The sequence below is a fragment of the Mesorhizobium sp. WSM4815 genome (genome assembly GCF_055811575.1).
Genome location: NZ_JBVVQS010000093.1, coordinates 138876 through 151111, shown reverse-complemented (window position 1 = coordinate 151111; position 12236 = coordinate 138876). Strand labels below are relative to the sequence as shown.

General features: G+C 63.4%; 9 protein-coding genes. 4 read left to right on the top strand and 5 right to left on the bottom strand.

The genetic code is table 11. From position 1 onward, the window contains the following. Positions 1–127: 127 nt before the first annotated feature. The 4 genes from AC0L2B_RS15730 to AC0L2B_RS15715 form a co-directional block, all read right to left on the bottom strand. The gene (locus AC0L2B_RS15730) at positions 128–790 is read right to left on the bottom strand and encodes an aminotransferase class IV family protein (RefSeq protein ID WP_473745972.1); all 663 of its coding nucleotides are present in this window, start codon (positions 788–790) and stop codon (positions 128–130) included. Next, complete coding sequence (locus tag AC0L2B_RS15725) at positions 739–1884, bottom strand: aminodeoxychorismate synthase component I (protein WP_473745971.1); 1146 nt, start codon at positions 1882–1884, stop codon at positions 739–741. Before AC0L2B_RS15725 ends, AC0L2B_RS15730 begins: the two co-directional genes overlap by 52 nt. A gap of 175 nt (positions 1885–2059) precedes the next feature. Then, entirely contained in the window at positions 2060–2851 is a 792-nt protein-coding gene (locus AC0L2B_RS15720; RefSeq protein ID WP_473745970.1) for a proton-conducting membrane transporter, read from the bottom strand. A 359-nt stretch (positions 2852–3210) separates the two neighbouring features. Next, positions 3211–5049, bottom strand: a complete 1839-nt coding sequence (locus AC0L2B_RS15715) for a M3 family oligoendopeptidase (protein ID WP_419694623.1) — start codon at positions 5047–5049, stop codon at positions 3211–3213. Between the two features lie 191 nt (positions 5050–5240). Between AC0L2B_RS15715 and AC0L2B_RS15710 the strand changes: the two genes are divergently transcribed. Further along, positions 5241–6770 carry a sigma-54-dependent transcriptional regulator gene (locus AC0L2B_RS15710; RefSeq protein ID WP_473491089.1) on the top strand — a complete coding sequence of 510 codons (1530 nt, stop codon included), beginning with the start codon at positions 5241–5243 and terminating at the stop codon, positions 6768–6770. A gap of 376 nt (positions 6771–7146) precedes the next feature. Continuing rightward, positions 7147–9048, top strand: a complete 1902-nt coding sequence (gene mepK / locus AC0L2B_RS15705) for a peptidoglycan L,D-endopeptidase MepK (protein ID WP_473745969.1) — start codon at positions 7147–7149, stop codon at positions 9046–9048. 156 nt (positions 9049–9204) lie between these two features. Here mepK and AC0L2B_RS15700 read toward each other — a convergent pair whose 3' ends face one another. Continuing rightward, the gene (locus AC0L2B_RS15700) at positions 9205–9843 is read right to left on the bottom strand and encodes a 2-dehydro-3-deoxy-phosphogluconate aldolase (RefSeq protein ID WP_473745968.1); all 639 of its coding nucleotides are present in this window, start codon (positions 9841–9843) and stop codon (positions 9205–9207) included. Between the two features lie 191 nt (positions 9844–10034). Between AC0L2B_RS15700 and trhO the strand changes: the two genes are divergently transcribed. Both trhO and AC0L2B_RS15690 read left to right on the top strand, forming a co-directional pair. After that, entirely contained in the window at positions 10035–10958 is a 924-nt protein-coding gene (gene trhO / locus AC0L2B_RS15695) for an oxygen-dependent tRNA uridine(34) hydroxylase TrhO (RefSeq protein WP_473745967.1), read from the top strand. A 245-nt stretch (positions 10959–11203) separates the two neighbouring features. Next, positions 11204–12001: a tellurite resistance TerB family protein gene (locus AC0L2B_RS15690; RefSeq protein WP_473745966.1), complete on the top strand. Its 798-nt coding sequence runs from the start codon at positions 11204–11206 to the stop codon at positions 11999–12001. The last annotated feature ends 235 nt before the right edge of the window (positions 12002–12236 follow it).

The window sequence follows — 12236 nt, the reverse complement described above, 5'->3', positions numbered from 1 at the left end:
CGCTCCTCCCAAGCGGCTGCCGCGCGTCCGGCCAATTCCTTCTCGGGCCGGACGCATCTTCTCCAACTCGCAAGGGAACCATGCTCGAGACACAGCAATGGGCGCATCGTCCGGCACCGATTGCATTTCAGCCAAGCCGTGCCGGGATCAGTCCGCGCAGTGAATTGCCGACGAACAGCGCTTTGGCCGACTTCAGATCATCCAGGCTGTAGATTGCTTCGCGGGCGCGGCCTTCGTCCAGCAATTCGCCGCGCAACACGCCAGGCAGCAAGCCGCAATCGAGCCGCGGTGTTGCCAGCGCGCCGTCGCCGAAATCGGCAAACAGATTGGTGATCGTGCCCTCGCAGATTTCGCCGCGCTCGTTGGCCAAGAGAACCTCGTCGGCCCGACTGATCAGATATTCGGCGCGCGCCCGCTGATAGATGTCCCGGCGGCTCGTCTTGTGGCGCAGCAGCGTGTCGCTTGATTGAAGCCGCACCCGCGCCAGTTGCAGCCTCCAGACCTTGTCGGCTGCGTGCGGCTCATAAGGCAGCGCCGAGACCGTCACCTTGCCGCTGCGCGACAGGACCAGGCGTGTACGCAAGGCTATGTCCGGCCGGTCGACGGCGTTCCTGAGCATCTCGCCGACCTTCTGCGGATCGCAGGCAAAACCCAGTTCGGCCGCCGAGCCATAAAGGCGTGCCAAATGGCGGTCGAAACGGAGGAAGCCCTGGCCCGGCTGCCAGCGCATGGTTTCGATCAGCTCGAAATCGGCGGTGTTCCCGTCGCGTAGCGCGCTTTCAGCAGGCACTCCTGATACTCCTCCTCGGCGGTCGAATCGAAGACGACGCCGCCGCCGACATTGTAGACGGCCTCGCCGCTGGAAAAGAGCGATATGGTGCGGATGGCCACCGAAAAGCGCATCGTGCCGCCGGGCGCGATCCAGCCGATGGCGCCGCAATAGACGTCGCGCGGCGTGGCTTCCAGATCGTGCAGGATTTCCATGGCGCGGATTTTCGGGGCGCCGGTGATCGATCCGCATGGAAACAGCGCAGCGAATATCCGGCGGATGCTGAGGTCGGGCAACAGCTTGGCCCGCACGCGGCTCACCATCTGGTGGACGGTCGGGTAGCTCTCGATGCGGAAAAGCTCCGGCACCTCCAGCGTGCCGACTTCGCTGATCAGCGAAATGTCGTTGCGCAGGAGATCGACGATCATCCGGTTCTCAGCCTGGTTCTTCTCGTCATTGAGCAAGAACGTCTTCAGCCGCTTGTCCTCCGCCTTGGTCGCGCCGCGCGGGGCGGTGCCCTTCATCGGATGCGTCTCGATCATGCCTGCGGCGTCGATCTCGAAGAACAGTTCCGGCGAACGCGACAAGACGACCGGATCGCCGAGCGCGATCAGCGCGCCGTATTTCACCGGTTGGCGCTCCGTCAGCGCATCGAAGGCGGCCAGCGGATCGCCCGACCACTGCGCATGAACCGGAAAGGTCAGATTGCCCTGATAGCAATCACCCTTGCGAATGTGATTGTGGAGCCGCGCAAAGCGTTTTGCATAGTCTTCCGAAGTCCAGGCGGCCCTCGCATTGAAGATCGGGCCGTTGGTCGACGGCGCGTCGCCGGGCACGACCGGCTGTTCGACAGGCGCGTCGAAGATCCCCAGGCAGACAAGCGGGGCGCGGCGTCCGCCCGGCAGCAGCGGAACGAGCTTCGGCTCGAGCAGGTAGCCGGCCTCGTAGGAGAAATAGCCGGCCAGCCATTTGCCGGCGTCATGCGCGGCCTGCGCAATGTCCAGCGCCGGCAGGAAATCCTCCGCCTCATGCGCCACGATAATGTCGGCCGGCTGGTCGAAGACGAGCTGATGAGCGCGCTCGTCATTTCGAAAAATTGCAGAGGGCAGGGGCATGGGACTCTGATGCTGCGATCGATGACGCCAGCTATCGCTCTATATGGCGGCTCGATCGCGCGCAATCGAGAGACCGGCGTCTCAAGACGCAAACGCAGCTTGGTGCAAAAAGCAAACCGGCGGCACCTCGCGGGCGTCGCCGGTCTCTTATATGTGCTCGATGCCAGCAGGCAATTTAGGTGTTGCTCCCGGTCCCCGCGGTCGGGAAGCGGCGCGCGAATTCCTCCTCATCGCCGGCGGCAAGCAGTTTCGCCTGCTCGATCCAGCGCTCACGCTCGATGCGGCCGTCGAAGTTCAACGTCTCCTCGATCCGCTTGACGTCGGCGGCCGTCCAGGCGGCGATTTGCGCGTAGGTCGTCACTCCGAGCCCGTGGAGCAGTCGCTCGTTGGCCGGGCCGATGCCGATCAGGCGACGCAGATTGCTGGCTTTGCCCACCGCCGCCTTTGTTGTCGCGGCTTTCTTTGCCGCTGGCGCAGCGCTCTTTGGTGCAGCACTGGTTTTCGATGCGGGGGGTTTTGGCGCACTTGCCTGCGACGGACTCGCTTTCGATGCACTGGCCTTCGGCGCGGCTGCCGCCTTCCCGGCCGCCGGTTTCTTGGACGTGGTCTTTGCCGGCCCGGACGTTGCCGGCCCGGTCTTGGCCGGCGTCGTCTTGGCGGGCGTCGTGTTGGCCGGCGCGGATGTCGCCATCAATGCCGGCGGTGCCGGGATTGCTGCCTTTGTCGCACCGGCCTTGGTGCCTTGCGCCTCGCCCAACTGGCGCTCCAGGTCGGCGCGGGCGCCGCGGCATACTTCCAGCTCACGGGTCAGGCGGTCGGCGTCGGCGCGCAGCCTGTCGCGCTCGCTGCGGGTGCGGTCCATGTCACCGCGCAGGCTGTCGAGATCGCCACGCGGGCGTCCCCAGATGAACCAGCCAGCCAACACACCTACCAGGAACGCCAGGAGCATGTAGAAAAAAGTGCCCATTGTCTCTCTCCAGTCCGATCCATCTGCCGTGGCCTGGGACCTTGGCACAAGGACCATTCAATGGTGGCTCCGCTGCTCGTGGAACAGCCGGCTTAAATCGCGCTGTCGGCGACCGGCTTTCCTGCCATGGCCAACGGCGCTGTCGCAATCGTCGAAGCGCCGTGACCGGCCGAAGATTTGGCCTAAGCCCCGCGCCCGACTGAGCTTGAGGCGGGACGCTATCATACAGCTTCCGGAAAGCTAACGGAAAAATTCCATGGAGTTATTTAAGAACAGATATTTAGGGAAAGAATAGAATGGCCTTCAATATGCATTGCAGCTAATCTGCTCTGTCGAACCTGGATGTTCAGCGCTGTGCGTCAATTGTCCAAAGCTTCGAGCTCGTCGATCAGCCCGCCGATCACGCCAAGGCCGATCTGCCAGAAAGCAGGATCGGTGGCATCAAGACCGAAGGGAGCCAGGAGCTCGGAATGATGCTTGGTGCCGCCGGCGCGCAGCATGGCAAAATATTTGTCCTGAAAGCCACGCTCTGCATTCTGATAGACCGCATAGAGCGAATTCACCAGGCAGTCGCCGAACGCATAGGCGTAGACGTAGAAAGGCGAATGGATGAAGTGTGGAATATAGCTCCAGAAGACCTCGTAACCCTCGCGCAGCTTGATCGCCGGCCCGAGGCTTTCCGCCTGCACCTCCAGCCAGAACTGGCCGAGTCTGTCCGATGTCAACTCGCCGTTTTTGCGCTCGGCATGCACCTTGCGCTCGAACTCGTAGAAAGCGATCTGGCGCACGACCGTGTTGATCATGTCCTCGACCTTCTGGGCAAGCATGGCCTTGCGCTCGCGCTTGTCGGTGGTCTGGTCCAGCAGCGAGCGGAACGTCAGCATCTCGCCGAAGACGGACGCCGTCTCGGCCAGTGTCAGCGGCGTCGAGGCCATCAGCGCGCCCTGGCTTGCGGCGAGCACCTGATGCACGCCGTGGCCAAGCTCATGCGCCAGCGTCATCACGTCGCGCGGCTTGCCCATGTAGTTGAGCAGGACATAGGGATGCGCCGACGGCACGGTCGGATGCGCGAAGGCGCCCGGCGACTTGCCAGGCCTTACCGGCGCGTCGATCCAGTTGCGGTCGAAGAAAACCCGGGCAATCTCCGCCATGTCAGGTGAAAAGCGCTGATAGGCGGAAAGCACCGTGTTCTTGGCCTCGTCCCAGCCGATGATCGCTTGCGGGGTTTCCGGCAACGGTGCGTTGCGGTCCCAGTGGTTCATCACTTCCATGCCGAGCCAGCGCGCCTTCATCGCGTAGTAGCGGTGTGACAGGCGCGGGTAAGCGTCACGAACGGCTGAGGCCAGCGCATCCACCACGCTGCGCTCGACGCGATTGGCGAGATGCCGCGAATCGGCGATGTCGGCGAAGCCGCGCCAGCGGTCGGAGATCTCCTTGTCCTTGGCCAGCGTGTTGGTGATCAGCGTGAACGTGCGCAGATTCTTGCGGAAGGTTGCGGCCAGCGCTTCAGAAGCCCGGCGGCGCACCTCGCCATCGGCGTGCTGGAGGCGGTTCAGCGCCGGCTCCAGAGTCAGCTCTTCGCCATCGATGTCGAAGCGCAGGTCGGTCATCGTCTCGTCGAACAAGCGGTTCCAGGCGCCGCGTCCGGTAATCGACTTCTCGTGGAGAAGCTGCTCGACCCTGTCTTCGAGCTGGTAGGGTTTGTCCATGCGCAGATCAAGCACCCACGGCCGGTAGTGAGCGAAGGCGGGATCGGCAGCAAGCGCGGTTTCGATCGCGGCATCGTCGACAAGATTCAGTTCGAGCGCGAAAAACAGAAGATGCGCGCTGGCGTCGGTCATCTTCTCCTGAATGTCGCCATAGAGCTTGGCGCGCTGCGGATCCGCGGTGTTGCCGGCGTAGATCAGTCCGGCATAGGAGACGATCCGGCCAATCAGTTCCTCCAGCGCCTCATAGGCGGCAAGCGCCTCGCCCAGCCTGCCGCTGTCGGCACGCTCCGCCTCGGCGGCGAGCGTGCCTTTCCAGCGGCTCTCGAAGCTGATGGCATCGGCGAGCGCCTTGGCGATGTCGCGTTTCAGTTCGGGGGCGTCCATGCCGGAATAGAGATCGGCGAGATCCCATTCCGGCAGATCACCAAGCTCCGCCGCGCCCTGACCGGACGCCGCCGCCGCAAGCTGCCGACTAAAAACCATGCTCATTGCCGACACTTTCCAGTTTGTCAAAGGGCCAAAGAATCAAGGGGATGAGAAAGCCGGTCAAATCCTAAGCAATTCGTTCACCGGGTTTTTTGAAATCTTATTTAGAACCCTGTGCCAGGATGATCCATAGGGTTCCCCATTGGGTGGGCACAGTGGGGTGGGCATATTGGGCGAGCATCGTTGAACCAGTCATGACAGGTTCCATACTCATAGTCGATGACGATCCCGTGCAGCGCAGGCTGCTCGAGGCGGCGGTGACGAAATTCGGCCACAGCGCGATCATCACGGATGGCGGCGAGGCCGGTCTCGATGCGCTCGACGGGCCCAAGGCGCGCGACGTGTCGGTGGTCATCCTCGACCTCGTCATGCCGGGCCTCGACGGCATCGGCGTGCTGAAGGCGATGCGTGAGCGCGGCATCCAGGTTCCGGTCATCGTACAAACCGCCCAGGGCGGCATCGAAACCGTCGTTTCGGCCATGCGTCACGGTGCTTTCGATTTCGTCGTCAAGCCGGCATCTCCCGACAGGCTGCAGGCATCGATCGGCAACGCGCTCAAAGTCGAGGCGGTCGAGGGGGAAGTGAAGCGCACGTCGCGGCGGCGCGGCGGCCATCTGACCTTCAAGGACATGATCACGCACAGCCCGGCGATGGACCGGGTGATCCGTCTCGGCCAGAAGGCGGCCGCGTCCAACATCCCGATCCTTATCGAGGGCGAATCCGGTGTCGGCAAGGAGTTGGTGGCGCGCGCCATCCAGGGCAGCGGCGATCGCCGCTCAAAACCGTTCGTCACCGTCAATTGCGGCGCCATCCCCGACAATCTGGTCGAATCGATCCTGTTCGGCCACGAGAAGGGCTCGTTCACCGGCGCCACCGAAAAACACACCGGCAAGTTCGTCGAGGCGCATTCGGGCACGCTCTTCCTCGACGAGATCGGCGACCTGCCGCTCGATGTGCAGGTCAAGCTGCTGCGCGCCGTGCAGGACGGTGAGGTCGATCCGGTCGGCGGGCGTTCGACCGTCAGGGTCGACATCAGGCTGATCTCGGCGACACACCGCAATCTTCTGCAGCAGGTCAAGGACGGCAAGTTCCGCGAGGATCTGTTCTACCGCCTGAACGTCTATCCGATCTTCGTGCCGCCGCTGCGCGACCGTCGCGACGACATTCCGTATTTGGTCGAGCATTTTCTGGACAAGGTTGCGCCCACCGGTCCACGTCATCGCCTGCACGGCATTTCGGCCGCGGCGCTCGCCATGCTGCAGGCCTACGACTGGCCGGGAAACATCCGCCAGCTGGAAAACGCCGTCTTCCGGGCCTCGGTGCTTTGTGAAGGCGATGTGCTGACCGAGGAGGAGTTTCCGCAGATCCGGGCGCAGGTCGAGGGCACCGTCAACCTCGATGCGCATGACTGGTTGCCCGCGTTGCCTTTGGTCACCGAGCCGCTGGGCGAGGGCGCCAATAATGGCATCGCTGTGACCGAGCTCGATCCGCCTGCCAGGCAGCAGCCCCGCTTCGGCACGCTGCGGGCGCTGGACGAACGCGGCAATGTGCGGGCCCTGGCCGATGTCGAACTCGAAATGATCAAGCTCGCCATCGACCATTATAACGGCCAGATGAGCGAAGTTGCCCGCCGTCTCGGCATCGGCCGCTCGACGCTTTACAGGAAGCTCAAGGAATACGGCATCGATCCGGAAACAGGCCGTATCGACCGGCTTGCTTCCTGACAGGCAAGCCCGGACCAGCTTGCCAACCCGGCATCAGGACAATCGACAGTCGCGAATCGGGCGTGACGCGGTCGGGCGACGCGCTTGCCGGCAGTATTCACGCATTGAAGCGTCTGGTAACAGATCGTGTTCAGGCAAAGCCAGAAACATGATCTAAACCAGCAGTTTACCAAGAAACCCCGTGCAATATTTTTGACGGGATATCGCCACGGTGTTACCGCATTTCGGCTTCAATAAGCGATGATTAACCATTAGGATCGATATTCGGATGTGAACACCACCGCATCCGTTGGTCAAATCCGGGGACAAACGGCAGCCTGCAAGGCCTTTTGATTTGAACAAAGTCGAACGACACACAAACGGGCGGCACTATCACATGAGCGCCTGGCCGAGATGGCTGGCAGCGGTGATTCTCGCCTTTGGCTTCCTTACAGCGGCTGCGACCGGCGCCAGCGCCCAGACACGTTCGCTGAAACTCTACAACCTGCACACCAAAGAGAAGGCGGAGATCGTCTTCAAGCGCGGCGGCCGCTACGATCAGGCGGGTCTGAAAAAGATCAACGTCATCCTGCGCGACTGGCGCCGCAACGAGCCGACCAAGATGGATCCGCGCCTGCTCGACCTGGTCTGGGAGGCTTACCGGCAGAGCGGCGCCCGCGACTATATCCAGGTCGTGTGCGGTTATCGCTCGTCGTCGACGAACTCGATGCTGCGCAGCCGTAGCAGGGGCGTTGCCAAGAAAAGCCAGCATACGCTCGGCAAGGCCATGGACTTCTACATTCCCGGGGTGCCGCTGAAGAAACTGCGCGACATCGGTCTGCGGATGCAGGGCGGTGGCGTCGGTTATTATCCGAGGTCCGGCTCGCCCTTTGTCCACATGGATGTCGGCAATGTGCGGCACTGGCCTGGCATCAGCCGCCAGGAACTGGCGCGCGTGTTCCCCAACGGCAAGACGCTGCATGTGCCGAGCGACGGCAAGCCGTTGCCCGGCTATTCACAGGCGCTCGCCTCGTACAAGGCGCGCAAGGGCGCCGGCGCTCCCGCCATCGAAATGGCCAGCGCAGGTGGCGGTGCCAAAAGATCCGGCGGTCTGCTGGCGGCTTTCTTCGGCGGCGGTGAAGACGAGGCCGATGACAGCGCCGATGTGGTGGCCGCCCCAACGCCGAAGTCAACCAATGTGAAGGCGGCGAGCGTGAAGCTGGCGAACGCCAAGCCGGCGCCGGCCGCCAGGAACAGCAAGCTTCCGGGCATTGCCATCGTGTCGCCTGAGGATGCGAAGCGCGCCGAGATTCCGCAAATCGCCGATGCGCCTGCTCCGGAACCGGAGGAGGACACGCCGGAAACGATCATCGCGGCGCTGCCGGCGCGCAGCGTGCCGCTGCCCGATTTCGCCCCGCGTCCGAAGGCCGATGTCGCTCAGCCGCCCGAAAACGTTCCGTTCGGCGTGGCGGATGCCACCGCCACCACCGAACAGGCGGTGACGACCGCGCAAGCGCCGGCGAGCGCCCCCTTCGGCATGGACCAACCGTCCGTTGTCGCCGATGCTGCGCAGGTTGCCGCCAACAATATTCCGTTGCCGACTTGGCGCCCCAATCACTCGTTGCCGGCCGACCTTGCAGCGGCCGACCTTGCACCGCAGGACAAGGCTGTGCTTCTGGCGCTGGCAGATACCGCCGGGCACGGCAAGACCGCTACCGATGTGTTCTCGGTGCTGCCGTCGGCTCGGCCCGATCTGGCCCAGCCCGAATTGGCCCAGCCTGACCAGGTCCAGTCTGCCGCAGTCCAGTCTGCCGCAGTCCAGTCTGATGCGGTCAAAGCCGTCCTCGAACGGGTCAGCGCAACCGACGAATACCAGGTCGCTTCGCTCTCCCAGCCAAGCGCGGTCCTCGGTGAGCTGGCGAAGGGCAATGCCGCATCGCCGCGTGAGGCTGTCTTTGCCCGCCCGGCTGGCTCCGATCCGGCCGCGGCGATCGGCACGGGTGTGAAGACCACCCGCAAGGCAGCCAGGGCAACCGCCCGTGACCTGAAGCCTGGTCCCAAGTCCGTGGTAGTCGCCGCAGAGCCGACGGCGGCGCGCTGGGCGTTGAACAGCGGCGAGAATGTCGCCACCGTCTCCAGCGCGACGACGGCGCAGCGCTACGCCTACAATATCGTGCACACGCCCCCAACCGAAGTCTATACCGTGGGCTTCCAGGCGGACGATCAGTTGGCCGACGCCAACCGGTTCACCGGCAATGCCGTCAAGTTCCTGTCGGTCGCCCGCTTCAGGACCGAGTAGCGGATCGACCAACCAATAAAAAAAGCCGCGCCGGTAACCCGCGCGGCTTTTTTTTATGCATGTCGTTATCGCAAAACCGCTGCACGCCCTCGGGTCAGGCCCGAGGGCATGCTTTTGCGCGGGCATGCATTGGTCTGCTTGGGGTGAGAGTTGTCTCTATCGCCCGAGCTTGCTCGCGGCGCGCGCCAGGGCTTCGATTTCGTCCCATTTGCCGGCCTTGACCAAATCGTCCGGCGCCACCCAGGAGCCGCCGACGCAGATGACGTTGGGCAGGCTCAGATAGTCGCTGGCGTTCTTGTCGGTGATGCCGCCGGTCGGGCAGAATTGGACATCGGCGAGCGGCGAGGCGAATGCCTTGAGCGAGGCGATGCCGCCCGACTGTTCTGCCGGGAAGAATTTCAGGAAGCGCAGGCCTGCCTCGCGGGCGGCCATGATCTCACCGGGCGTGATGGCGCCGGGCAGCAACGGAACGTCGCTGTCCTTCGCCACCGCCAGAAGCTCGCGGGTGATGCCGGGGCTGACGATGAACTTCGATCCGGCTGCCGCCGCCTCGTCGAACTGGCTGATGTCCAGAATGGTGCCGGCGCCGACGATGGCGTCCTCGATCTCGCTTGTCACGAGCCGGATCGCCTCCAGCGCATCAGCGGTCCGCAGCGTGATCTCGATCGCCGGCAGGCCGCCGCGCGCCAGCGCGCGCGCCAGCGGCACGGCATCGGCGAGATTGGCGATCTTGAGCACCGGGATAACCGGTTGGCCGTTGAGGAGCGACAGGAGCTTTTCGGTCTTGCTGGGCATTTGTCGTCTCTCCGGTATTGATCCGTTCAATCGGTTAGCAGAAGGCCGGTTTTCTGTCCACGAAGCGAGGCGTGTCGCGATGTCACGCGCTGCCGGCAAGTCCGTCAGACCGGCCGTCAAGGCCACCAAGGAGAGGCTGCTCCGCGCGGCGGCCTTGAATCGGCTTTCATGAGCGTTTAGTGGCTTCGGCGATGACACTGCCCAATCAACCCCTGCGCGTTGCCGCGCTCTACAGGTTTGCCCGGCTCGACGACTTTGAGGCGTTGCGCGCGCCGCTCGCCGCCTTTTGCTGCGGACGCGGTATCAAGGGCACGCTGCTGCTGGCGCATGAGGGCATCAACGGCACGGTCGCCGGCAGCGAAGCTGACATAGCCGCGCTCATCGATCATCTCGAATCCATCGAAGGTCTCGCCGGTCTCGAGGTCAAGTACAGCAGCGCCGCGCAGATGCCGTTTCACCGCATGAAGGTGCGGCTGAAGCGCGAGATCGTCACCATGGGTGTTGGGAATCTCGATCCGGCGGCAAGCGCCGGCACCTATGTCGCACCGGCCGACTGGAACGCGCTGATATCGGATGTGGACACGATCGTCATCGACACGCGCAACGCCTACGAGGTATCGATCGGTACGTTCAAGGGAGCGGTCGACCCCGCGACAACGAGCTTTCGCGAATTCCCGGCCTGGGTCGAGCAGCACCGGGCCGAGCTCGTCGGCCGCAAGGTGGCCATGTTCTGCACCGGCGGCATACGCTGCGAGAAGGCAACGGCCTATGTGAAGTCGCTCGGCTTCGAGGATGTGTTCCATCTCAAGGGCGGTATCCTGAAATATCTCGAAGAGGTGCCTGCCGAGCAAAGCCTCTGGCAGGGCGAGTGCTTCGTCTTCGACGAACGCGTCTCGGTGTCGCACGGCCTGGTCGAGGGTGAGGCCGAACTTTGCCGCGCCTGCCGGCATCCGCTGACCGGGCAGGACCTGTTGTCGTCGACATACGCCGCCGGTATCTCATGCCCGCATTGCTACGATGTCCGTTCCGACGAGGATCGCGCCCGCTACGCCGAGCGTCAACGCCAGGTCGAGCTGGCGCAAGCGCAAGGCAGGGCTCCGCATATCGGACGTTAAAGCGACGTGCGTCAGCTTGGATGCACAAAGTACGCTCTAACATTGAATCCATAAATCGTGCCTTCCGAAAATCGATTCCGATTTTCGGCCCAACGCGTTGGACAAGGCAGATCCTGACATCATCTCGTTTGTGCCATCACCGGCAAAGCGCCCATCCGTCATTGTAATGTCCATATGCGGGGCCTACCTGTTCAACGTCCGAAAACCTGCCCGGCGCTTTCGGCCGGCCAATTCTGGAGGCATTGATGTTCGATCCCAAGAAGCTCCTCAACGATCTGCTCGGCTCGCAAATTCCCGGAACCGGATCGACCGTGCGCGACAGAGGGGGCCAGGCGGTGCAAATGGCCAAGGACAATCCGCTGGCCGCTGGCGCGCTGGCCGCGGTGCTGCTCGGAACCGGCGCTGGCCGTCAGGTCGCCGGCACGGCGGTGAAGCTCGGCGGCCTGGCCGTGGTCGGCGGCCTCGCCTACAAGGCCTACCAGAACTACAAGAACGGCAAGGCGCCGGCTGAAACGCAAGTTGCCGGTGAACCGGAATTGCTGCCGCCGCCCGCCGACACCAGCTTTCATCCCTCGCAAGCGCCGCAAGGCGAGGACGAATTCACCCTGACGCTGGTGCGCGCGATGATTTCGGCGGCGAAGGCCGACGGCCATATCGACGACGACGAACGGCAAAAGATCGCCGGCAAGCTCAGCCTCTCGGGCATCGACGCCGACGCGGAGAAATTCCTGTTGTCGGAACTGGAAAGGCCGCTCGACCTGGATACGCTGGTCGCCGGCGCCCAAACCGACGCCCAGAAGCTCGAGCTCTACACCGCCTCGCGCCTCGCCATCGATCCGAATACACGTGCCGAACGTGGCTATCTCGATCTGCTCGCCGGCCGCCTCAGCTTGCCGGATGCACTGCTCGACCATGTCGAGGCGACGGTGGCGGCGGCAAAAGTGCCGGCGCCAAAGGTGCTGGAGTCTGGGGTGCCGGAGTCAGGGGTGCCGGCGTCAGGGGTGCCGGGATCGGGCAAGGCAACCGCCAATTCGCGCTGGTAGGCTTCAGGGCCGCGGAGAGCGGCAATCCGGCGTCCTTTCGCGTTAATCTCTCGTTTACCCAGGAAGCGCATGATTTTAAGCAGTCGGATCGGCTTTCCTCCTCCCAGCCGGTTCAGATCAGGGCGGCCGCCAATGGCCGCCCTTTTTGACGCAGCCGGTTAGCGCATGAGCCGAAATCGGAATCGATTTTTGGAAGCGATCATGTGCAAATTCAAAATTGCTCAAAATCATGGTG